Consider the following 21,864-nt stretch of genomic DNA (forward strand, 5'->3'; position numbering starts at 1 on the left):
CCAGATTTAGGTTCTGGCGCCGCAAGGTGTGAGAGTTCAAGTCTCTCCTTCCGCACCATACTTGATCCATCGGCTACGTAGCTCAGCTGGTTAGAGCACATCACTCATAATGATGGGGTCACAGGTTCGAATCCCGTCGTAGCCACCATTTATTTCAATTGCTAGCCTTAGCTAACAGCCCAGAGTACACAAGTTTTAAAAGTTAAAGTCCCTCTTCGTGTACTAGGCTCATATCAAAATCAGAATTATCATACCCAGCCTTATGCTGGGTTTTCTTTGTTTGGCGCTCACTTTTTGCTTTCCTCACAACATAAAAAATCCAGCCGAAGCTGGATTTTAGTTAAAGTCATGACTGTCTAATATGCTGAGAAACTACTTTCTTAGCCTAGAAGCCCCAACGCTGAGTTGGGCGCCTGCTTTGCTTGGGCAAGAACGGAGCTAGACGCTTGAGACAAGATCTGAGCTTTTGTTAATGCTGTCGTTTCTTTGGCAAAATCAGTATCTTTAATGCGGCTCTTAGATGCATTTACGTTTTCGTTAATGTTATCTAAGTTATTGATCGCATGGCTGAATCGATTCTGGAACGCACCAAGTTCCGCACGGTGGCTATCGACAAATTTCAAGGCTGAATCGACAATCGCAACCGCTTCTTGAGAGCCAGCAACCGACGTAACATCGATGGTGTCCACCGTTACCGCTTGGGCTGGTCCCATGCTCAATTCACCGGCTAACCCTCCACCGAATGTTACATCACTGGCAACACGGTTGTTATCAGTAAAGATTTGCAAATTACCGTCGTCGCCAACAGAAGCTTTGACCATATCAGTCTGACCATTGATGTACGTAGCCAGCTCCTCTATATCATCACCTTCTTTCGCCGTTATTGTGATGTTCTGCTGTTCACCAAACACATCTGTGAGTGCGAGAGTGAGATCATTGGAACCCGCTTGCACTTCCCAATCTTTGTCTTTGGCATTGGCTGCAGCATAGCTGTTACCACCCATCATGCTGTTGTCGCTACGCAAGTTGTTTAGTGTCAGCATGACTGCTTCACCATTGTCTGCGCCAATCTGGAATGATTTGGTTGAGAATGTACCGTTCAGTAATTTATTGCCACCAAATGAGGTAGTTTCGGCAATACGGTTTAGTTCATCGTTCAGTGCCGTGATCTCTTCCTGAAGCGCAACACGTTCAGATTTAGAGTTTGAGCCGTTTGCAGATTGTAGTGATAGATCACGCATACGTTGCAGAATATTAGTCGTTTCATTCATAGCGCCTTCAGCAGTTTGCGCTATTGAAATACCATCATTTGCGTTACGTACAGCAACATCTAGACCTCGGCTTTGTACATTCAAACGGTTAGAGATCTGCAAGCCTGCTGCATCATCTTTAGCACTATTGATTTTAAAACCAGAGGATAAACGTTCCATCGAGGATTGCTGTGCATTAGATGCGCTATTGAGGTAGCGCTGCGCAGTCATTGCCGCAACATTCGTGTTTACATTAACCGCCATAGTGGTTACTCCTATTGATTTTCCGTAGATCGGAAGTTTCGAAAGGTTTCCGACGTCTCGGTAAACCAAGTTCTCTCAAAGTAACCTTATTAACGACGATAAAATGATTATCTTTAGAGCAATTTTTAAAATTCCTACGAAAACTAGGGAGAAGAGCAAAAATGTTGACCTCATCTTCAGATATGAAATCTATTGCTAAAGTTTTTGTCGAGACAGCCGGGTAGATGCTAAAAGGTAGGGAGTTAACTTGAGAAGGTTGATGTAAAGTGCCGCTTCGACGGGCAAAAGAAAAGCCCCTTTTCCTTTGAGAGAACCGGGGCTAGTGTGGTAGCCATTGTGGAGATCGAGAGAAATGATCACAGCCTGGCTGCCGTGTGCATAAGTCACTCAGTGATAAAAGCGGATGTGAGAGAGCTCTTAAAACCTAATCACTTATGCTTGCCGAAACATCTTCACTAACCCCACGTCTAGGTTAATGCTAGTGAAGATATTTACTACTACTGCAATAAAGACATTGCAGAGTTTGGCAACTGTTTTGCTTGGGCTAGAATAGAAGTACCAGCCTGTTGCAGAATTTGTGCTTTCGTCATCGCAGTCGTTTCTTTCGCGAAGTCCGTATCTCGGATTCGACTGTTCGATGCTTCTACGTTTTCTTGGATGTTCGCTAAGTTGTTAATACTGTGGCTTAATCGGTTTTGTTTCGCGCCTAAATCAGCACGTTGTGAATCAACGTATCGCAGAGCAGCATCAACAATACCAACCGCATTTTGTGCACCACCAACAGTGTTTACATCAATGTTTTGAACGGTTGTGTTCAGGCCTGGGCCACCGTTTAAGCCCAGCTCTGTAGCAAGACCACCGGATATATTCAGGTTACCCTCCAGATTCGGCTCTGCGGCAAAAATCTGCAGTTTACCTTCTTCATCAACAGACGCTTTCAATTTATCTGTCTGACCATTGATATACGTCGCTAGCTCTTCTATATCATCGCCATCTTTCGCAATGATATCTAACGTCATGGCTTCACCGTCTTTCGTCGTGAACTCAAACTTGAGGTCCTTTGCCGTAGGCGGAACACCCCAGTCTTTGTTCTTCGGCTGTTCGGCAACAAAAGACTGACCACCCATACGGAAATCATCCGCACGAATGCTGGTGAGACCCATGATAATAGCTTCACCTGAACTGGCACCTATCTGGAACGACGCTTCACCAAACGAACCGTTGAGCAGTTTACGACCACCAAACGAAGTCGTCTCAGCAATACGGTTCAGTTCATCTTGTAGCGCCTCGACTTCTTCATTAAGAGCCTGACGCTCTGACGCAGAGTTTGTCCCATTTGCTGACTGCAACGATAGATCACGTATACGCTGTAGGATTAACGTAGATTCGTTCATTGCACCTTCAGCGGTCTGAGCAATAGAGATACCATCGTTAGCATTTCGCATGGCAACATCCAGACCACGTGATTGTGCTGTTAAGCGATTTGAGATCTGAAGACCCGCAGCATCATCTTTTGCACTATTGATTTTCTGACCTGAAGATAACCTTTCCATCGAGGTGTTGAGATCACCTGTGGCCTTATTCAGGTAACGTTGGGCAGTCATTGCCGAAACGTTAGTATTTACAGTAATGGTCATAGTTTGCTCTCCTAATGAGTTCGCAAGTGCTTTGCGAAGCGGCCAGCTTAATCTCAGTTGGAAGCACTGACCGTAAATGACTTGCTAAGCAGAAAGTGCCTGCTTAAAACCTGTTCGTTAAACTCTTGGTTTTATCGATACAAGTAGTGTGCCAACTTTAAAGAACAAATAATAAATTAATTTTATTCATTATTTTCATGTAGTTAATGAGACTCTTACGTTTATAGGTATGTGCTCATTTTATCACCACACTCTGGCGGCAATGACCTTGCCGCCTATTTGCCACTTGGTTGCCACCACCATGTAAACAGGGTTTATGGTCAACCAGCTATGTCTGACTTCGCACATACGGCTTAGCACGTATGGCATTGAAGTTAGATATAGTTAAACAGTGTTAAATCTTTCGTTTTGCCAAATGCTTGTTGAGAAGCTTGGAGCGCTCGCGAGTTTTCATTGAACTCTATAATCGCATCGGCATAGTCAAGGTCTTCAAAGTTACTCTTGGACTTCGCCAAGGTCATTTTGAAGTCGTCATGCTGTTCTTCTTGGATATCCAGTGTACTCAGGCGAGCACCGACATCTGTTCTTGCCTTATTCAGGTGAATAAATGCCGCATGGAACTCTTGAGTAATCTGATGAAGTTCTGCAGTGTTCGATGTATCAGATACTGAACCTTCTGCTAATTTCATCGCTTGCTTAAACGTGTCGAAGATACTGTACGTTTTTCGCGGCTCTAAGGTAATCGCATCCCCTTTGGTGATCTGGCCCTTAACCTGAATCGTGACGTCTTCAAATTTAATCCCAATTGCAGGGTCAAAATTATCTGCTTTAACGACCGCTCCATCGCGCTCAAGCTGATAGCCATAATTACCATCGGGCATATCAACAAACGTTACTTTGTAAGTCGATTGATCATCAGGATTAGTATTGATCGCGCGCTCGAGCAATAGCTCAGAAACACCTTTGAGGTCATATTGAGGCTCAAAGTCTCCATAAGGGTTGTCGATTTCCATAAACAGCTTGCTGCCCGGATCATTGATGGGCATTTCCAAACTATTGGAGATCTTCATCTTACGCTGATAGTCATCTCCGGCGTAAACCACATCACCATCTTTATCTCGGAAAAACGGCTGATTTTTCGGCTTGGTTCCCGCAAAGATATAGTTGCCTGACTCATCCTGAACATTGGACAGATTGAGGAAGTTATTGGCAATTTCTAGCAATTCGCGACGTTTAGCGATTCGGTCTTCTGGTGATAAGGAACCGTTGATCATTTCCATGACCGTACGCTTGGCTTCATCGGCATACTGTTCCGCATTGGAGATAATCACTTCATGATGCTCTAGACGATTGCGACTGAGTACAATGGCATCGGTAAACTGGCGTAATTGTTCTTTCTGTTGACCAATATTTTGGATGTAATGTGTCGCTAAAGGATCATCACTGGCCCGCATTAGCTTCTTACCAGAAGCTAGCTGTGCCTGATTGTGGTGGACTTTGGCTTCTTGGCGGCGTAAATCATTCTGTACTGATTGATAGTTGTGGAAGCTGGAAATACGATTCATCATTTATCTGCCCCCTATCTCAACGCCAATATAGTATTAAAGGTATCATTCGCCGCTTGCATAATCCGCGATGATGCCATGTATGCTTGCTGGAATTTCATCATGTTGGCGGCTTCTTCGTCGAGGTTAACCCCAGAGATAGAAGCGACCCTCTCTTGCGCTGCTTCTTTTTCCAAACGCGATACGTCGGTTAAGCGAGACGCTGTAGACATTTGCAGACCCACGTCAGTATTCAGGTTGTGGTAGATATCCAATATCGTTGACTCACCGTCATTGAGGTGCTTGTTGGTTTGGATATTCTGCATCTTCAGTAAGTTGCCATTGTCGCCTTCAGATGGGACAAGATTTGCCGTGAACTTGTCATTCGCAATAGCACCGGCAGATAACTCAAACGTGGTACCTTGCACGGTCACAGGCCCTGTAGGTGGGTAAGCCTGAGGTTGAAGTAGAATCTTACCTTTGGTGTCTGTGACGGCAAACTGCTTGCCATCTGGTGAAATAATCACCTCAAATTCGCGTAAGTCACCCGCTGTATCAATAGAAAAGGTGGCGCTTCCCTGAGCAAACGTTGTCGATGCTTCGTAACTCTGTGCAGCAATAGCAGAAGGGTCATTGGTTGCCATCTTCATTTGCGCAGCCCCATTGCGGGTCGGTCTGATCAATACTCGCTCACCCGCCTGTAGACCGTTGTTGATGTCAATGCGAATACCATCGAGCGATATTGAGTTGTCGACCACAGGAACAATCGACATATCACCATTTGGACGCGTTATGTAGTAGTCACCACCATTAAATTGAAGTGAATACTGGCCACCCACCAATTTATTGGTGTCTTCTATGTATACTTCAAGATCAGCAGTAGAGTTAGAAGAGGTGATAACACGAGACTTAGCCACCACTTCAGAGTTTACGTCGGTAAAGACTAACCCACCGATGTTACCTCTGAGATCTAAACCTTGAGATTGAAGTGCGTTCACATCATAAGAAAAAGCGGTCGCCATCCTACCTAATTCATCCATCAGATAAGGGATCTTCTCATCACGCATCGTCAGCATCGCACCGAGTTTGCCATCAATGTCTTTCGTGGTGATGGCTTTAATGCCTTTGCCTTCTATCATTGCTAAACGACGCTGATGAACATCAGGATAGCCATCAATCATTTTCAACTGGCTAGCCTCAGTGCCTGAGACTAGGGTGTGTCCATTACCAATATGAACGTTAAAACCTTCTGCGTTTTTACGCGGTGTTACCGTCACCTTAGTGTATTCAGACAGCTCTGTTATTAGCTTTTCATGCTGATCCATTAAGTCATTATGCGGACCAGGAGTACGCATCATCAAGCGATGTAAGTCTCTGATTTCCAGAGCAAGCTGGTTGACTCGTTCAATCCCGAGATCAAGTTTTTTGTTCGTAACATCTGACTGCCGACGTATCGTTTCGTGAAAGTCATTGAGGTTTTGGGTGATCAAATCCGCTTTTTCCAGCACCACTTTTCGTGCCCCAACATCATTGGGACTATCAGCCAATGACTTGACAGCATCAAACCATTCATTGAGGTTTTCAGGGATTTTTTTCGAAGCGACCGATGACAGCATGTTGGATAACATTTCTAGATTAGCCTCATCATCGACCTTGTGTGCGTAATTCGTCGTTGAGATGTTCATCTCGTTGACGGCAAATTGATCCCAAGAGCGGCGAACTTTTTCCACATGCACGCCCATACCATAGGTCTCCCCACCATATTGGCGTGGCATATTCGCACCTTGGATCACCGACTGACGGCTATAACCCTCTGTATTGACATTAGAGATGTTATGACCCGTGGTGTTAAGTTGTCTCTGAGCCGTCAGTACGCTTTGCGAACCAAGATTCAGAAGATCAGACGCCATATAGCCCCCAGGAAACCTAATAAAATCAGTAGAACTGAATAACTTAGTTAACTAAAAGCAATATGTGTGCCAAATGCGGGATGCGGGATGCGGGATGCGGGATGCGGGATGCGGGATGCGGGATGCGGGATGCGGGATGCGGGATGCGGGATGCGGGATGCGGGATGCGGGATGCGGGATGCGGGATGCGGGATGCGGGATGATTTTATCTAGTTAGAGAGAAGCTCTGTCAATAGCTCCTCTCGCCTCTCGAAACGGAGTGTTCTGTAGGACGAAGTCCGTTCCGATATCTGTAGGGCGAAGCCCGTTCCAGTGTCTCAGGTCGAAGTTCACTCTTACATCTGATCGATTTGCGCTTTAACCCTTAGCACCTTATCTGCATACTGCGGGTCGGTCGCATAACCTGCCTGATGAATACCGTGAATAAACTGTTCATTGTTACCTTGATGACGAAGCGCCATTGTATAGCGAGGGTTATCATTCAAGAAGCGTACATAATCATTAAAGCTTTCTTCAAAGTTAGCGTACGAACGAAACGCCGCCTTTTCTTTTACCGGAACACCTTGATGATATTCAAGGGTTTGTGTCGCCACTTTATCTCCGCTCCAGCTCTTGTCAGCTTTGATGTTAAATAAATTGTTGCTGCTACCACGACCATTACTAACCATCTTTTGTCCCCATCCCGTTTCCAGCGCTGCCTGAGCCAATAGCAAAGATGAGTCTACGCCTAATGCTCGTGCGGCTTTATCAGCATACGGTTTCATTGAGGTTACGAAAGACTCAGGAGACTCGAATGAAGTCGATGTTGGGGCATTGGAAGCAACAGGCTCAAGTTGAGGGTTCTCTCGGCGAGATTGACGAACATGGTCAATTTTGTTCATCAAAGCCTCAAAATCGGCTTCGCGAGTGGCGGCATTAGGGTTTTCCACTGATCCTGAGGTGAGCTGAGCTACTATCATATCTGCTAATCCAAGAGAGCCAGAGGAACTGAGTTCACTCGCCATTTGCTCATCCATCATCTGGCGATAAAATTGCTGATTTTGGCTGTCCATCAGACCAGATTCGAATGTCGAGTTCGCATCACGCATCGACTTAAACAGCATAGAAGTAAAGATAGCTTCGAACTGCTTCGCTGCTGCACTCAGTGCTTCCCTTTCACTGTTTTCATCTCCATCGACCGCTTTCTGACGTAATTTGTCGAGATTAGCGATATCGTGAATAAAACCGATATCTTTTCCATTGTTAATCATAACGCTTCTCCTTAGATTACGATCAACTGACCTTCAATGGCGCCTGCTTGTTTGAGCGCTTGGAGAATAGCCATAAGATCTGACGGCGCAGCTCCGACTTCGTTAACCGCACGAACGAGATCATCTAACGTCAGGCCTGGTTCGAACTTAAACATTTTTCCTTGCTCTTCGGTCACTTCAATATCCGTGTCTGGCGTAACAACTGTCTCGCCACCACCAAACGCGTTTGGCTGACTAACATTAAGATTTTCTTTGATAGCAACAGTCATTCCGCCATGGGTCACAGCCGCTGGTTTGAGTCGAACATGTTTGCCAACAACAATGGTACCAGTACGTGAGTTGACGATAATTTTTGCAGAACCTTCAGCAGGGTTAAATTCGAGGTTCTCAATTGCAGAAAGGAACGAGACTCGTTGAGAGATATCACGTGGAGCACGAACTTTAACGGAAGTAGCATCGATCGCTTGAGCCATTTGTGGACCAAGAAAGTTATTGACCGCATCAGCCATACGCTGCGCAGTCGTGAAATCAGATTCTAATAAGTTAAAGGTAATATAATCTCCGCGAGCAAATGGTGATGGAATTTCACGTTCAACGATCGCACCATTAGAAATCATCCCCGCCGTTGGATTATTACCGACAATTTTTGAACCATCCGCTCCAGTCGCACTAAAACCACTGACGACCAAATTACCTTGAGCAACGGCATAAATTTGCCCATCAAGACCTTTTAGCATCGTCTGCATCAAGGTGCCGCCACGCAAGCTTTTCGCCGAACCGATAGATGAAACAGTGACGTCGATGGTCTGGCCTTGCTTAGAAAAAGCGGCTAAGTCAGCAGTAACAATGACGGCTGCGACGTTCTTGGATTTCGGTTTAGTGCCAGGGGGAAGCTGAATACCAAAATTTTCGAGCATGGCGTTAAAGCTTTGATCAGTAAAAGGCGTCGACTCCCCAGTACCAGGTAATCCAGTGACCAAACCGTAACCAACCAATTGGTTACTACGTACCCCTGCGACTTGCGACACGTCTTTGATACGTGCAGCGTAAGCGTGCGTCGATACAATAATCATACTGATCAGTAACAAAAATAGCTTCTTCATCGGGATACCTTTACTCAATACTCTGCGCCAAAACTTCGACTTCAAGCTGACTTATAAAGCCACATTAAAGAATCGTGCCAAGAATCCAGGTTCTTGCATATCTTGTTGAGTGCCAGTGCCTGAATAGCGAATTCTAGCGTTAGAGATGCGGTTCGAGGCTATTGTATTCTCATAGGAAATATCATCTGGGCGAATTGTGCCGCTTAGACGGATATATTCATCCCCTGTATTGAGCGTTAACCATTTTTCACCACGAATCACCAAATTGCCGTTTGCTAGTACTTCAACCACTTCAACAGTAATTGAACCGGAAATACTGTTACTCTGGTTTGCGGCCGCACTGCCACTGAACTTGTTATCATTGCTCAAATTGTACGAGAAGTTGTAATCACCAATGTTTAGTTGCTGACCACCCACTTCTAGTGGATCCATTGACGCATCATTGTTTTTCGACAAATCCGCATCGGAGCTTTTTGCTGCTTTGGTGTTTTCATCTAAAGTCACAGTAATGATGTCACCCACACCACGCGGCTTGGAATCATCATAAAGGCTAGTCGCCTGAGTCGTATTGAAAAGAGACCCTGTTTCTGCCGCATAATGCTCTGGTTTATGCTTTGGATGGATTGGCGCCCAAGCAGGGTCACCTGCTACAGGATCGGTTCTTCCACGAAGGGAGTCAATAATACCAGAGCTTCCGTCTTGGGATTTATCTCCTTCAACGGCATCGACCGTCGTCGTACCCTGAACAACATCCGATGTCTCAATGGGTGCTTCCAGCATTGAACAGCCTGATAGTAGAGCGATAGCTGTTATGGTCAGTAAGCGATTCATAGGTGATTCCTCAATCTCTCAAGCTTATAGCTGCTGGTTAACGAAGCTCATCATCTTATCAACAGCTGAGATTACTTTTGAGTTCATCTCATAAACACGTTGAGCTTCTATCATATTCACCAGTTCTTCGGTGACATTTACGTTCGACGTTTCCAACATGGATTGGCGGATATCACCAAAGCCATCAAAGCCGGGAACCCCTTCTTGAGGATCGCCGCTTGCACCAGTCGGTAAGTATAGGTTTTGTCCAATAGGCTCAAGGCCTCCGGGGTTAACAAAATCTACGGTTGCTATCTGACCAACGACTTGGTTGTCTTGCTGACCACGCACTCGCACAGACACCTCACCATCCGTACCAATCGTAATACTTATCGCATCTTCAGGAATGGCAATTTCTGGCTCGAGTGGGTAGCCTGCACCAGATGTCACTACGACCCCTTCGTCATTAACGGTGAATTGGCCATTACGGCTATAACCAATGTTGCCGTCTGGCATTAGGATCTGGAAGAAACCATCACCTTCGATCATCATATCGAGACTATTATTCGTGGTCTGAGTGTTGCCTTGAGTATGAACTTTTTGCGTCGCAACGACTTTTGAACCTGCACCCAGCATCAAGCCGCTTGGCAATTCCGTGTTTTGCGAAGACTGACCACCAGGCTGGTTGATGTTTTGGTAGAACAAATCTTCAAATACCGCACGGCTTTTTTTATAGCCCACAGTAGAGGCGTTCGCCAAGTTGTTCGAAATCGTTGAAATATTGGTTTGCTGAGCGTCTAGGCCCGTCTTACTTACCCATAATGCCGGATGCATATCTCTCTCCTAATAATCTGGTTAGCTCATGCGAAGCAGTGAATTAGACGATTTGTCCATCTCTTCTGCTGTACTCATCATCTTGACCTGCATCTCGAACTGACGCTGGAGGTCAATCAGATTGGTCATTTCGCCAATTGCATTGACGTTGCTGCCTTCCAACGCACCGGTCAGCAGTTTGACGCCGGCATCCATTTCGTATGCGGCATTAGGATCTTTGGCACGGAATAACCCGTTAACATCTTTGTAAAGTGACTGATTATTGGTACTGGTAAGCTTAATTCGATCGACAATTTCAATCGCGTCCGCTGGCGCACCTTGAGGAACCACAGAAATCGTACCGTCTGTACCGACTTCAATCTTGCTAACCGGGATAGGTATCGTAATTGGTGCTCCAGTCTCTCCCAAGACTAAGTTGCCATTCCCCGTTGTCAGCATGCCATTAACATCAACATTCATGTTGCCATTGCGTGTCAGGCCTTCTTTGCCTGTGTTATCAAGAACGGAGATCCAACCTTGATCCTGAATGGTGACATCTAAGTCCCGTCCTGTGGTAATCACGCTACCTTGTTGAAAATTATGGCCCGGACGTTCTGTCATGCTGAAGACACGGCTTGGCATACCATCACCGTAGGCTTGCATAGAACGTGCTTGCGCCAAATCAGCACGGAAACCAGTGGTGCTGACGTTTGCTAGGTTGTTTGCTCTAAGCTGCATAGCCTGCATATTCTGCTTTGCGCCACTCATAGCAAGAAACAGTGCACGATCCATAATTTGCTCCAATAATCACAATTAAGATAAAAAAAGCAAATGGCATGCCAACTTTTAAAGCCATTAAATATCAATGTGTTATGGTTTTTTTATTGATAGGAAAGAGAAATAAATGAAAAGAGTTGCCACGGGTGGCAATAATAGCAAGCTGGTTGTTGCCACCAGCCTGCTATTCAGATGATTGCGGAATGTCTTTAAACTCTCAGAACCGTGGTTAACGAATCTGCAGGATGTTCTGTTGAGTTTGGTTATGCACTTCTAAAGAACGTGAGTTAGCTTGGAAGTTACGTTGCGCCGAGATCAAGTCAACAAGCTCCTGAGTCATATCAATGTTTGACTGCTCTAGAGTACCGCTGCTGATGCTACCGAATGAACCTTTGTTTGACTCACCCCAGATCTTGTCACCAGAGAACTGAGTAGCATCCCACTGTGTACCACCCTTCTTGTCCAGACCTTGTTCGTTAGCAACACGAACTAAAGAGACACGCCCAAGAATAATGTTTTCACCGTTTGAGTATGTACCTAACACGCTACCGTTCTCGTCAAAATCAACTTTAGTCAAGAAGCCTGTCGTCGCACCATCTTCATCAAACTTAGTTAGCTCAAACGGCGCAGCAAACTGAGTCGCACTGTCTAAATTAAAGTTCAGAGTCTGGTTTGCGTCTGCACCGTTTAGATCGACTGGGTCAGCGCCCGCACCTAAAGGTTCAGAAACAATATTTTGACCATTGTTGAGGCTAGCGAGAGTACCGTCATTGTTGAACTTCATACTATGACCAACATGACCAGTAGGTGCCGAAACGTCACCACCAACAATGTTAATCGCCTTCTCACCTGCACTATCAGTCACGGTGTAGTAGGTTTGCCAAGTGTTAGGCTGATTCTGGTCTTTAAGGTAGTAAGTTGTCATCTTGTACGATTGACCCATTGAGTCATAAACCGTAGAAGAGGTTGAACGGTTGTAGGTTTCAGGATCCGTGAAATCAAACAGGGCAGGATCTTTCAAATCACCATTCGCTGGCAAGTTGACGCCGACTTCAATGTTTGCAGTCTGCTTCGGTTTACCGAACTCTTTCGGAATATTAATTGGCGAAGGCTCGTAAGACAGAACATCACCAGTATCTTTGTTCACTTGATAACCCAACAAAAACTCGTCATTCGACGTAACCATGTAGTTATCTTTGTTTAGGTGAAAAGCACCATTACGCGTTAACTCATTGGTTGTTGGCGTTAGTCGATCTTTTGCTACCGCAAAAAAACCAGTGCCGCTAATACGCAAATCCATTGGGTTGTTAGTATAGATACTAGAACCTTCATGAAATTGCTGAGCAACTTTTTGAGCTTGTACACCTTGTCCAGGTGTTGTTTTAGCGTGAGTAAAAAGTGAGTTTGAGTAAACATCGCCGAACTCAGCACGAGACTCTTTGAAACCAAAGGTATTCGCGTTCGCAATGTTATTACTGGTTGTGTTCAGATCTAACTGAGCTGCGGACAAGCCGCTTAATGCAACATAAGACATTCCAAATCTCCTATCTAGCTAGCATATCTACTCTGTAATGAGTTACGCTTTGCCAACTTCTAGTACTTCAGCAAGTCGAACTGGCGACTCGAAGCCAGCCAGATTGAGTAGTACGTTACCATCACCTTTACCGAGCAAGACGCTATTTACGTTAGCGTAAGTCGAAACTTCAAAATCTTTCGCCAGCCCGTCCAGCAAACCTGATGCTTTCACATTGTATTTGCCAGCCGGCAATGGATTACCGTTTTGATCTTTACCATCCCACTCAACGCGGTTGTCACCTGCAGGTTTTGAACCGACATCAAAGGTACGGATTAGCTGCCCCATTTGGTCTTCTACTCTCACCATCAAGTTATCAACGGATTGAGGCAGTTTGACCATAGCAGCCATGGCTCCGTCACCAGCCTTCACCCCAGCCGCCCCTGGAACTAAAACGTCCCGACCGACAAGTGATGATGCCTGAAGTGCTTGGTTGGACGTCATCGATGCATTCAGTGTTTCAAACTGATTGTTCATTTTTCCGATACCATCCACCGTCGCAAACGACGCCATTTGAGCAATCATCTGGTCATTGCTAACCGGCTTAAACGGATCTTGCTGGGCAAGCTGCTTGGTGAGCAAAGATAAGAAGTCTTCTTGTTTAAGATCCTGCTTACCTGTTGTTTCATCAGGCTTATTTTTGTCCTGAAGTTGTTTAAGCTGGTCAACATAGGACAAGCCACTCTGACCAACATTATTATTAATGCCCCCGGCCATATGTTACCTCCTATCCTTATTGACCCATCTGCAGCGTACGCAGCAGCATTTGTTTGCTTGCATCTGCTACTTGCACATTCGTTTGATATGAACGAGAAGCAGAAATCATATTAGCCATCTCTTCCATCACATTAACGTTTGGCTTGTAGATATAGCCATCGTCATTAGCGAGTGGGTGATCTGGGTTGTACTCCGCATCAAGCGGTTTATCACTTTCAACTATCCCCAACACTTGCACCGGCACCGTATGGTCTCGACCATACTTAGCCTTGCTTAACTCAGCACCAAATACAGCGTGGCGAGCTTTATACGTGTCTTTCGCAGAGCTAGAGACACTATCGGCGTTTGCCAAGTTGCTTGAGGTTGTATTTAGACGAACAGATTCAGCGCTCATGGCAGAACCAGTTACATTGAAAACGTTAAACAAGCTCATCTAGTTACTCCCCTTTAATGCTTTCGTTAAGTTCTTGAATTTACTTCCTAAGAAGTCAAGTGATGCCTGATGTCTAATTTGGTTTTGCATAAACAAGTTACGTTCCAAATCCACATCCACCGTATTGCCATCACCGGTGTCGGGTTGAGTCGGAAGTCGATAAAGCACTTCCCCTGTCACTTGTGTAGAGGCAGGAATATGCCGACTATCGGTACGGCTAAGTCCAATGCTTGCCTCCGATGTTGCCGCCTGCAATGCCTTTTGGAAGTCCATACCTTTCGATTTATAGCCAGGAGTGTTCGCCTGAGCAATGTTGGTGGAAATCACCTCAGCATTGCGCTCACGTACACCCACCGTGTATTGGTGGATACCTAATGCGTTGTCGAAAGATATAGCCATGTTGACCTCTACATAAAAGAACTGACCGTTACTACTGAATAACAAAGCAATTAGCATACCAACTTTAATCGGACCCTAATTTCCTTGTTATAAGTCCATCAGCAAATACCACGCCAAAGTGTGAAATTGTGGCGCCATGGAATGTCACTATAAGTATAGAGACATAATCCCAATACGAAAAAGCCCAGCGATTCGGCGTCGCTGGGCTTGAATGAAATGAGTAAAGCTTATTTAAGTTTATAAATAATACCCGGGTTACAACGGACCATCTCGAAACGGTCAGTTAATCCAGTTAAAGACTCTGACGCCCCAAGTAGTAGATGTCCTCCTGGATTTAAACTGTTAGCCATCTGGTTTAAAACCTGAGATTTCATGTCAGGAGAGAAGTAAATCAGCACGTTACGACAGAAAATGATATCGAACTTACCCAACAATGCGTAACTGTCCATCAGGTTTTGAGGACGAAAATTAACCAAACGCTTAACGTTATCTTTGACCTTCATCCGGCCATCGCCAGCGTCCTCAAAGAAATTTCGACGACGCTCAGGAGACAGACCACGCCCAAGCGCAAGGTTATCGTAAACACCAGCGCGACACATATCCAGCATACTCGCAGAAATGTCTGTTGCCGTGACAGATACGTTGGGCAACATTCCTGGTTTGCGTTGTTGAGTTTCGAGAATGGTCATCGCCATGGAATATGGCTCCTGGCCAGAAGAACTCGCCGCTGACCAAATTTTTATTGGTCGTTTGCTTGCCGCCGCTTCCGGCAGCAGTTTATTAGCAAGGACTTCAAACGGGTAAGTATCACGAAACCAAAGCGTTTCGTTGGTTGTCATAGCATCCACAGCGGCAACACGTAACTCTCGGTTACGGCCGGTGACAACATCTCGAAGAAGATCGGACAAAGAGCTGAGCTTAAACTTGGTCACCAAAGGGCTCAATCGACTCCTCACTAAGTATTGCTTGCTGTCACCCAGCACAATACCACATTGAGATTCTAAGAAACGGCTGAAATCACGATACTCTTGATCGCTTATAGTTATCGCTGTCATTTACTTCTCTTTATTCAGTAAGCGCAGTCTTCACTGCATTACCAAGTTCATCAGGGTTGAATTTAGCAATAAAGGAGTTAGCCCCTACACGTTCAACCATCGCTTGGTTAAATACACCACTGAGTGATGAATGTAGAATAACATAAAGATCTTTAAGATCAGGGTTACGTCTTATTTCTGCTGTTAAAGTATAGCCATCCATTTCTGGCATCTCTATGTCGGAGATGACTAAAGAAATCTGGTCGTAAATACTGCCTTCTGCAGCCATTTCAACCAGTTTTTCATAAGCTTGCTTTCCATCAATAACAGCTATGGCTTCAAAGCCCAGTGATGTAATTGCACGTTCAACTTGCTTGCGTGCTACTGTAGAGTCGTCCGCAATCAAAATGCTGCGAACTATTTCTTTTTCTGACTCTACCTGAGCCTGCGCTATCTCCTCACCGATGGAAGCATCCATTGTTTCGTCAACAGGCGCGATTTCTGCAAGGATTTTTTCTACATCAAGAATTTCGACGAGTTCATTGTCAATGTTAGTGACTGCAGTCAAATAATTGGATTTACCAGCGCCTTCAGGCGGTGGCAGTATCGCTTCCCAGTGCATGTTAATGATACGTTCTACAGATGTGACGAGGAACGCCTGAATCGTGCGGTTAAATTCAGCAATAACAACAAACGCTTTTTCAACATCCGTAGTCGGACGGCCACCAACAGCTAAACTCAAATCAATAACTGACACAGTATGGCCACGGATATGAGCCACACCTTTGACTAAGTGGTGCAAGTTTGGCATCGAAGTAAGCTTGGGGCACTGAAGTACCTCTTTTACTTTAAATACGTTTATCCCGTAGCGTTGTCGCCCCATCAGGCGAAACGTTAAGAGTTCCAATCGGTTTTGACCGACGAGTTGCGTACGCTGATTCACCGAATCAAGAATACCCGACATAAGCTCATCTCCATCTCAAACTTTCATGCAAAAAAAATGGTAGTCTACTAACGGCCATGTAAAACTATTAGAGAAACAGAATGACATACTCAAAATCACACTTATGCTCATTTTCCATAACTAATTGTAGAGCTTTCTATAAAAACTTTTATAAGTCTATCGTCTTTTTATGCTTTTTCTTTAGTTTTTCAGCAACATCAGCCACGCCTGAGCAAATTATCACTATCCAGAGAGCAGCAGAAGAGTACGTTCTATCAACCATCGAATGGCCTTTAGGTGGTACACTGGACGCAAGAGCGGCAAACATTGACAGCCGTGTCTCTGCCACTGATTGCCCTAGTCCGCTAGAAACTTCCTCCTCCTCTACCAACCCTAACGCCAGTAACATCACAGTGTTAGTAGAGTGTAGCGAAGATAACTGGAAATTATATGTTCCCGTAAGACTAACTCGTTCTGGTCCTCAAGTTGTGCTCGTTGGTCCGCTTAGTCGAGGCCAAGTGATCTCTCGACAAGATGTCACTATTAATATGGTAGACTTGCAACGCTTCAGGCGGCAAGGCTTTTCCAACATTGATGCCGTAATTGGGGCAAAAACAAAAAAAAATCTACGTGCTGGCGAAGTCATTGAAAGCAATGATGTATGTGTAGTTTGCCGCAATGAAACGGTCACAATCAAAGCGATAAAGTCAGGTATGACCATTACAACTAAGGGCACAGCACTCACAGATGGGTCACATGGTGAGCAGATAAGAGTGAAAAATATAAAATCCAACCGTATAATTGAAGGTAGGGTCACAGGGATATCTGAGGTGACGGTTGTTTTTTGATCGATTTTAAAAAAAACTAAAGTAATCCCTGCTCTGGTCGATATTGACAACATAAGATTCTAAACACGAAAGGCTCACATATATGGCAGGCATTGATAATATACGCTCTGGACAGACGGTGACAACGTCGACGAGAAACACAGCGCGTAATGAAAGCAGCCCTTCTGCAACGGATTCAGCAAAAAAATCTGAAGTTGCACAAGACTCTGTATCCTTAAGTCAACAAGGTAAGGCGGTCGGTGAAATGCATACTCAACTTGCTAGCCAGCCAAGCTTTGACCAAGCCAAAGTTGCCGCTATTAAAGAAGCCATTGCAAATGGCTCTTACAGCGTTGACCCGCAAAAGCTGGCAGACAATATGATCAAGTTCGAGAAAGAACTTGGCGGTTTCGAGTAACGAGTTTCTGTCATGGCATGCCTAAGCAGTTTAGTTGAGTTTCAACTCAAAAGCGCCACCGATCTTTCATTGCTGTTGGAGAAAGAGAAAGTGGCCATTGCTAGCAGAGTCGCGAAAGACATTGAACAGCTTGCCAAAGAAAAACTGACTTTAATTAACCAGCTTCAACAGACCGACCAACGCATTGGCCAACATCCAGATGTTGCGACTTTATCTACCGACCCAGAGTTGAGCCCTCTGGTTGAGCAGATTCGATCCATCGTCCATGACTGTCAGCAAGCAAACGCAATCAATGGTGAAGCTCTTCAACGGGCACAGTTGAGTTTTAATAAACTCAATAACTTGATGCAGCAGACCCAAGGTAAACTCGGTATGACCTACACTGCAGAGGGTCAGACCAAAAATGTCACAACATTAGGCACGAACATTAAAGCCTGATTTGCTTGAAGACAAAAGCGGCAATGATTGCCGCTTTTTTGTTCGAAGATTGGTAGAGATATTTAGAAAAGAGTTTGCTGGCGTTTTTCTGGTACCGCCTGTACTTCACCATAATCACGCAATTTATCCATCTTTTTGATGTCCAGTCGCAATTCAGTTACGTAGCTGTCGCCCACTTTATAACTGCGGACTACTTCAGCACCACGAATGACACCGTCGACCGCACCAGAGGTTAGTTCAGTACCTAAACGTTGATCCTGCAGATCAGCTCGGCCGCTCACTCGCATGCCATATACTTGCTCTGCAAGCTCCCGATAGGCGTCAATCTTAGAGGCACGCATTGCTCGTACCTGACGCTCTTCATCTGTGCGACCTTTCTGCTCACTAATATTAGCGTAGCCAACCGCTGTTAACCAATCATCTGGACGCATATTCTGCAACGGTTGGCAGCCAAGAATAATTAATGCAACTGTCAGTAAAAATAGCTTCTTCATCTCAACTCCCTATGGACGTAAAATAACCGTGTAAGGTTGTCTTATTGTAGGGTCTGAGCGAATCAAAACACCGTCTTCAGTTCGGATACTGTTTAGTGTATCTAGGTCGCGACCAATTCTATCGGCAGGTAAGAAGCCTTGAGCAGTGGCAACAACCACACGTGACTGCATACCCACCACACGAGCGTTGACCAAAACTCCGCCTTCCTGACGAAGCATTGTCCCGGTCAGGACATACTGGATATCTTGCTCCTGAGACAAATCTTTCCAATCACGACTGAAGGCGAAATCGCCTTGCTGAGTCACCTGAATAGCTCCCGTTGTTTTGTAGTCGACCACTTTAAACCCTCGGCGCTGGAACTGATGAATAAACCCTTCCGAGACCGAATTCCCTAACCAGTTTGTTGCATCCATATTTTGTAGATCGACAAAAGAGGTAACGGCAATCGGTGTCCGCGCCGACACACTGGTGTTCGATACCATCAAATCTTCGGTCATACTCTCGATAAAGAAGTCAAGAGTATGACGCGGACTCTCCATCAGCATAAACTGAGAGCCAGGGTACGGTTCTTTACCGTTATAAATTGGAGCATAGGCACAGGCGGTGAGAAACACCACTGGCACTAGCGATAGCCATCTTTTCATTCTCTAATCTCCGATACATATTAGGCACTGATTGGTTCCATTTCCTATCTCTCATAAAAAGTGGAACAGTCTTTGCTTTTCTAAATCTGTAACCATTCAGAACGGCAATGCCTAAATCAGCTAAGATAGAACAAGCAAAAAATGAACCAACTTGGAACCTGAGTATGAAAAAATCACTACTTGTCCTAATTTCAACCATTTACGCTTCGCTTTACGCGACTATAGCGTCTGCCGGATGGTATGAAGTGACGGGTACCGCTACTGTGGTTTCCTCTGAAGAGGTCGCTCGTATTCATGCCTTGGAAGACGCCATCTATAAAGCCATCAGCTTTTCTGGCGCTGACATCGGCAGTATTTCAAACTTAAGACCGCTGCTCGAAAGTGACCGTAAGGAGTATCAATTCAGCAATACCGAAGTTCGCTATATTTTGGTCGATGAGCAAAAAGTCCGCAGTGGCGTCATGTTTGTCAAAGCACGTATTGATATCTACCCATCGGCAACAGGTTGCCATGTCAGTCAATACAAAAAAACGTTTCTGGTCGGCAATATCGACGTGGAATCACCTCAACAGGCCGTCATGGGCCAAATTTATAGTGTGGGGGACGATTTTGCGACTGTGATTAATCGCCAACTTGACCAACAATCCGCAAGTTTTGTCTCTGTTGGTACCACAGACTATCAAATAAGCAAGCGTTATCCGGAACGTCTTAAAATGATCGCACAAGACACAGGTGCTCAATACATCATCGGTGGCGTTATCACTGACTTAACTGCCACCATTGAGCAGAAGGTGTTAAGAGACGATATCATCAACCGTCAGTTTGCGCTGGAAATGACCGTATTCGATGGCAAAACTGGTAATGAAGTATACAACCGCAATTACCGTGAAGTGGCGCGCTGGCCATTTCCAAAAACCAGTCAAGTCGATACTAAGAGTGCTCGTTTCTGGGCCTCAACATACGGTGATATGATGCTGCGAGTCAGCCGTAACATCATGCTAGATTTGGAATCGGAAGTATCGTGTAAGATTACGCTCCCAGAAATCATTTCAAAGTGGGACAATGTCCTCACTATGGATTTAGGCCGTATCCACGGCGTTCAGCAAGGGGATAAGCTCAAACTTTGGCATACAGGATCCTTTATAGACCAACGCGGTTTACCGCGTAATAAGGTGACAGAATCGAACATTACTCTCACAGTCTCCCGTGTGTATGAAAACGAAGCAGAGCTGACCGTTGATCAGCCTGAACTGGCGGGCAGTATCCAGATTGGCGATGTGATGCACAAGATGCTTTAAATCAGTAAGTTAGGGTTTAACATTCTGACTCAATTGAGTATCATGAAGCTAAGCTCCCGTGGCACAGCTGGATAGCGCGATCCCCTCCTAAGGGATAGGTCACAGGTTCGAATCCTGTCGGGAGCGCCATATAAATAAAGGCCTGAGAGCAAATTTTGCTGTCAGGCCTTTTTGGTATTTGTGTTGCCAATATGTCGCAGAAAATAACCTTTGAACCAAAATCGCGGCCGACTTAAAGTCCCTTACCTCTACTAGATTAAACCCCTCATATGGCATAACCGTTAAGGGGCAGCCTTTCACACAAAGATACTCCCCTGCTGAAAACGTGCTTAAATTAGAGAGATGAACAGGGTATTGGCAACATAAACGTAGACAAGGTAAGAAATGCCACAGGCCACGATATACCCCAATTTTGCCTTAATTGGGCCCTTGTATATTTATCCATGACAGAGAATTATCGTCGTTAAAAACGAGATTTTTGGCTTTGATCAACACCGAACAGACCTAAATAAACCTAAAAAACCATTGCCAACCCTAACTATACCAACCCACTCATTCACCCCATCAATGAAAACAAGCCAGGCTACGTATCTACATGAAATTAAGTGTTAAAATTATCAGCCATAGATTAGTAAGCCCTTGCTGCGTCAAGGCTAAAACGTTCTAAAGCCCAAAAATAAAAAAAAATATAAATCAATTTATGAACCCTGACGAAAAGTGATTTGTTATAAATCTGAGCTCATTTTAATCAACTAGAGCTTGAAATCGTTTATGAAAAATATACACCACTCACAGAAGAAAACCGGAAGGTTATCTTTGTCCAAAATATCTTTAGGGATATTGTGCGCATTAGGATGTATTGGTGCTGCCAATGCGGCAGATCATCAACTGAATGAACAACGAGACTTAAGAGAAGCATTAGAACTGTCTAAAGCATTAGAGCTGTCTAAACAACAAGCTCTGAAAGAAGAGCACGATCTGAATCTTGCCAAAGCACTTTCTCTTTCTGAACAAGAAAGCCTGCGCCGACAACAAGAAGAGCACGATCTTAATCTTGCCAAAGCACTTTCTCTTTCTGAACAAGAAAGCCTGCGCCGACAACAAGAAGAGCATGATCTTAATCTTGCCAAAGCACTTTCTCTTTCTGAGCAAGACAGCTTCAACATTGCTTCTCAAGAAGAAAGACAGCTTGAAATTGACACTGCTAATATTCTCGAAAGCCTGAAAGGGCTCGGCATGCCGTTGGAGGAAGACTATCAGCCACACATTTCTGAAGTTGAAGTGATT

The 21,864-nt window shown here is 44.9% G+C and carries 22 protein-coding genes and 2 tRNA genes; 7 read left to right on the forward strand and 17 right to left on the reverse strand.

Annotated elements, in window-relative coordinates:
• Nucleotides 1-71: 71 nt before the first annotated feature.
• Nucleotides 72-148: transfer RNA gene (locus tag OH455_RS22540), tRNA-Met, on the forward strand.
• Nucleotides 149-380: 232 nt separating this feature from the next.
• On the opposite strand, the gene OH455_RS22545 is transcribed toward OH455_RS22540, so the two are convergent.
• From OH455_RS22545 to OH455_RS22615, 15 genes are all read right to left on the reverse strand, one after another.
• Complete coding sequence (locus OH455_RS22545) at nucleotides 381-1,514, reverse strand: flagellin (RefSeq protein ID WP_269982853.1); 1,134 nt, start codon at nucleotides 1,512-1,514, stop codon at nucleotides 381-383.
• Nucleotides 1,515-2,011: 497 nt separating this feature from the next.
• Complete coding sequence (locus OH455_RS22550) at nucleotides 2,012-3,151, reverse strand: flagellin (RefSeq protein WP_045977693.1); 1,140 nt, start codon at nucleotides 3,149-3,151, stop codon at nucleotides 2,012-2,014.
• A gap of 374 nt (nucleotides 3,152-3,525) precedes the next feature.
• Nucleotides 3,526-4,719: a flagellar hook-associated protein FlgL gene (flgL, locus tag OH455_RS22555; protein WP_269982854.1), complete on the reverse strand. Its 1,194-nt coding sequence runs from the start codon at nucleotides 4,717-4,719 to the stop codon at nucleotides 3,526-3,528.
• Between the two features lie 11 nt (nucleotides 4,720-4,730).
• Entirely contained in the window at nucleotides 4,731-6,605 is a 1,875-nt protein-coding gene (gene flgK / locus OH455_RS22560; protein WP_269982855.1) for a flagellar hook-associated protein FlgK, read from the reverse strand.
• Nucleotides 6,606-6,940: 335 nt separating this feature from the next.
• Nucleotides 6,941-7,855 (reverse strand): flagellar assembly peptidoglycan hydrolase FlgJ, encoded by a 915-nt coding sequence (gene flgJ / locus OH455_RS22565; protein WP_269982856.1) that lies wholly within the window; start codon nucleotides 7,853-7,855, stop codon nucleotides 6,941-6,943.
• 11 nt (nucleotides 7,856-7,866) lie between these two features.
• Complete coding sequence (locus tag OH455_RS22570; protein WP_045975451.1) at nucleotides 7,867-8,958, reverse strand: flagellar basal body P-ring protein FlgI; 1,092 nt, start codon at nucleotides 8,956-8,958, stop codon at nucleotides 7,867-7,869.
• A 51-nt stretch (nucleotides 8,959-9,009) separates the two neighbouring features.
• A complete protein-coding gene (flgH, locus tag OH455_RS22575; RefSeq protein WP_045975450.1) occupies nucleotides 9,010-9,789 on the reverse strand; it encodes a flagellar basal body L-ring protein FlgH in 780 nt (259 codons plus the stop codon).
• A 24-nt stretch (nucleotides 9,790-9,813) separates the two neighbouring features.
• On the reverse strand, nucleotides 9,814-10,602 hold the full coding sequence (flgG, locus tag OH455_RS22580) for a flagellar basal-body rod protein FlgG (protein ID WP_006957422.1): 789 nt from the start codon (nucleotides 10,600-10,602) through the stop codon (nucleotides 9,814-9,816).
• A gap of 21 nt (nucleotides 10,603-10,623) precedes the next feature.
• A complete protein-coding gene (locus OH455_RS22585; RefSeq protein WP_045975449.1) occupies nucleotides 10,624-11,373 on the reverse strand; it encodes a flagellar basal body rod protein FlgF in 750 nt (249 codons plus the stop codon).
• A 214-nt stretch (nucleotides 11,374-11,587) separates the two neighbouring features.
• Complete coding sequence (flgE, locus tag OH455_RS22590; RefSeq protein ID WP_045975448.1) at nucleotides 11,588-12,892, reverse strand: flagellar hook protein FlgE; 1,305 nt, start codon at nucleotides 12,890-12,892, stop codon at nucleotides 11,588-11,590.
• A gap of 42 nt (nucleotides 12,893-12,934) precedes the next feature.
• The gene (gene flgD, locus OH455_RS22595; RefSeq protein WP_269982857.1) at nucleotides 12,935-13,648 is read right to left on the reverse strand and encodes a flagellar hook assembly protein FlgD; all 714 of its coding nucleotides are present in this window, start codon (nucleotides 13,646-13,648) and stop codon (nucleotides 12,935-12,937) included.
• 16 nt (nucleotides 13,649-13,664) lie between these two features.
• Nucleotides 13,665-14,081 (reverse strand): flagellar basal body rod protein FlgC, encoded by a 417-nt coding sequence (gene flgC / locus OH455_RS22600; protein ID WP_045975446.1) that lies wholly within the window; start codon nucleotides 14,079-14,081, stop codon nucleotides 13,665-13,667.
• Nucleotides 14,082-14,480 carry a flagellar basal body rod protein FlgB gene (gene flgB, locus OH455_RS22605; protein ID WP_045975454.1) on the reverse strand — a complete coding sequence of 133 codons (399 nt, stop codon included), beginning with the start codon at nucleotides 14,478-14,480 and terminating at the stop codon, nucleotides 14,082-14,084.
• Between the two features lie 227 nt (nucleotides 14,481-14,707).
• Nucleotides 14,708-15,535, reverse strand: coding sequence for a protein-glutamate O-methyltransferase (locus OH455_RS22610; RefSeq protein WP_045975445.1), 828 nt, complete (start codon nucleotides 15,533-15,535; stop codon nucleotides 14,708-14,710).
• A gap of 10 nt (nucleotides 15,536-15,545) precedes the next feature.
• Complete coding sequence (locus OH455_RS22615; protein ID WP_045975444.1) at nucleotides 15,546-16,478, reverse strand: chemotaxis protein CheV; 933 nt, start codon at nucleotides 16,476-16,478, stop codon at nucleotides 15,546-15,548.
• 80 nt (nucleotides 16,479-16,558) lie between these two features.
• Here OH455_RS22615 and flgA point away from each other — a divergent pair, with 80 nt between their 5' ends.
• The 3 genes from flgA to OH455_RS22630 all read left to right on the forward strand — a co-directional run bounded on the left by flgA (nucleotide 16,559) and on the right by OH455_RS22630 (nucleotide 18,140).
• The gene (gene flgA, locus OH455_RS22620; protein WP_269982858.1) at nucleotides 16,559-17,305 is read left to right on the forward strand and encodes a flagellar basal body P-ring formation chaperone FlgA; all 747 of its coding nucleotides are present in this window, start codon (nucleotides 16,559-16,561) and stop codon (nucleotides 17,303-17,305) included.
• Between the two features lie 82 nt (nucleotides 17,306-17,387).
• A complete protein-coding gene (flgM, locus tag OH455_RS22625) occupies nucleotides 17,388-17,702 on the forward strand; it encodes a flagellar biosynthesis anti-sigma factor FlgM (RefSeq protein ID WP_206376654.1) in 315 nt (104 codons plus the stop codon).
• Between the two features lie 12 nt (nucleotides 17,703-17,714).
• Nucleotides 17,715-18,140 (forward strand): flagella synthesis protein FlgN, encoded by a 426-nt coding sequence (locus OH455_RS22630; RefSeq protein ID WP_269982859.1) that lies wholly within the window; start codon nucleotides 17,715-17,717, stop codon nucleotides 18,138-18,140.
• 62 nt (nucleotides 18,141-18,202) lie between these two features.
• Here the strand turns inward: OH455_RS22630 and flgP are convergent, their stop codons facing one another.
• Nucleotides 18,203-18,634, reverse strand: coding sequence for a flagellar assembly lipoprotein FlgP (flgP, locus tag OH455_RS22635; RefSeq protein WP_269982860.1), 432 nt, complete (start codon nucleotides 18,632-18,634; stop codon nucleotides 18,203-18,205).
• 9 nt (nucleotides 18,635-18,643) lie between these two features.
• Nucleotides 18,644-19,279 (reverse strand): FlgO family outer membrane protein, encoded by a 636-nt coding sequence (locus OH455_RS22640; RefSeq protein ID WP_269982861.1) that lies wholly within the window; start codon nucleotides 19,277-19,279, stop codon nucleotides 18,644-18,646.
• 164 nt (nucleotides 19,280-19,443) lie between these two features.
• On the opposite strand from OH455_RS22640, the gene OH455_RS22645 reads away from it, so the two are divergent.
• The 3 genes from OH455_RS22645 to OH455_RS22655 all read left to right on the forward strand — a co-directional run.
• The gene (locus OH455_RS22645) at nucleotides 19,444-20,577 is read left to right on the forward strand and encodes a flagellar assembly protein FlgT (protein WP_269982862.1); all 1,134 of its coding nucleotides are present in this window, start codon (nucleotides 19,444-19,446) and stop codon (nucleotides 20,575-20,577) included.
• A 52-nt stretch (nucleotides 20,578-20,629) separates the two neighbouring features.
• Nucleotides 20,630-20,706, forward strand: a tRNA-Arg gene (locus OH455_RS22650).
• Nucleotides 20,707-21,348: 642 nt separating this feature from the next.
• Nucleotides 21,349-21,864: hypothetical protein (locus OH455_RS22655; RefSeq protein ID WP_269982863.1), on the forward strand; the 516-nt coding region annotated here is incomplete at its 3' end.

The organism is Vibrio sp. T11.5, assembly GCF_027587155.1.
In the GTDB taxonomy this organism is placed as follows: domain Bacteria; phylum Pseudomonadota; class Gammaproteobacteria; order Enterobacterales; family Vibrionaceae; genus Vibrio; species Vibrio neptunius.

Excerpts from the sequence above, each read along its gene's own strand:
- flgL (WP_269982854.1), bottom strand. The coding sequence starts at position 4,719 with ATGATGAATCGTATTTCCAGCTTCCACAACTATCAATCAGTACAGAAT.
- OH455_RS22640 (WP_269982861.1), bottom strand. The coding sequence starts at position 19,279 with ATGAAAAGATGGCTATCGCTAGTGCCAGTGGTGTTTCTCACCGCCTGT.
- OH455_RS22585 (WP_045975449.1), bottom strand. The coding sequence starts at position 11,373 with ATGGATCGTGCACTGTTTCTTGCTATGAGTGGCGCAAAGCAGAATATG.
- OH455_RS22550 (WP_045977693.1), bottom strand. The coding sequence starts at position 3,151 with ATGACCATTACTGTAAATACTAACGTTTCGGCAATGACTGCCCAACGT.
- flgP (WP_269982860.1), bottom strand. The coding sequence starts at position 18,634 with ATGAAGAAGCTATTTTTACTGACAGTTGCATTAATTATTCTTGGCTGC.
- OH455_RS22545 (WP_269982853.1), bottom strand. The coding sequence starts at position 1,514 with ATGGCGGTTAATGTAAACACGAATGTTGCGGCAATGACTGCGCAGCGC.
- flgE (WP_045975448.1), bottom strand. The coding sequence starts at position 12,892 with ATGTCTTATGTTGCATTAAGCGGCTTGTCCGCAGCTCAGTTAGATCTG.
- flgA (WP_269982858.1), top strand. The coding sequence starts at position 16,559 with ATGACATACTCAAAATCACACTTATGCTCATTTTCCATAACTAATTGT.
- flgH (WP_045975450.1), bottom strand. The coding sequence starts at position 9,789 with ATGAATCGCTTACTGACCATAACAGCTATCGCTCTACTATCAGGCTGT.
- flgB (WP_045975454.1), bottom strand. The coding sequence starts at position 14,480 with ATGGCTATATCTTTCGACAACGCATTAGGTATCCACCAATACACGGTG.
- OH455_RS22570 (WP_045975451.1), bottom strand. The coding sequence starts at position 8,958 with ATGAAGAAGCTATTTTTGTTACTGATCAGTATGATTATTGTATCGACG.
- OH455_RS22615 (WP_045975444.1), bottom strand. The coding sequence starts at position 16,478 with ATGTCGGGTATTCTTGATTCGGTGAATCAGCGTACGCAACTCGTCGGT.
- flgK (WP_269982855.1), bottom strand. The coding sequence starts at position 6,605 with ATGGCGTCTGATCTTCTGAATCTTGGTTCGCAAAGCGTACTGACGGCT.
- flgM (WP_206376654.1), top strand. The coding sequence starts at position 17,388 with ATGGCAGGCATTGATAATATACGCTCTGGACAGACGGTGACAACGTCG.
- flgC (WP_045975446.1), bottom strand. The coding sequence starts at position 14,081 with ATGAGCTTGTTTAACGTTTTCAATGTAACTGGTTCTGCCATGAGCGCT.
- flgG (WP_006957422.1), bottom strand. The coding sequence starts at position 10,602 with ATGCATCCGGCATTATGGGTAAGTAAGACGGGCCTAGACGCTCAGCAA.
- flgJ (WP_269982856.1), bottom strand. The coding sequence starts at position 7,855 with ATGATTAACAATGGAAAAGATATCGGTTTTATTCACGATATCGCTAAT.
- OH455_RS22645 (WP_269982862.1), top strand. The coding sequence starts at position 19,444 with ATGAAAAAATCACTACTTGTCCTAATTTCAACCATTTACGCTTCGCTT.
- OH455_RS22630 (WP_269982859.1), top strand. The coding sequence starts at position 17,715 with ATGGCATGCCTAAGCAGTTTAGTTGAGTTTCAACTCAAAAGCGCCACC.
- OH455_RS22610 (WP_045975445.1), bottom strand. The coding sequence starts at position 15,535 with ATGACAGCGATAACTATAAGCGATCAAGAGTATCGTGATTTCAGCCGT.
- flgD (WP_269982857.1), bottom strand. The coding sequence starts at position 13,648 with ATGGCCGGGGGCATTAATAATAATGTTGGTCAGAGTGGCTTGTCCTAT.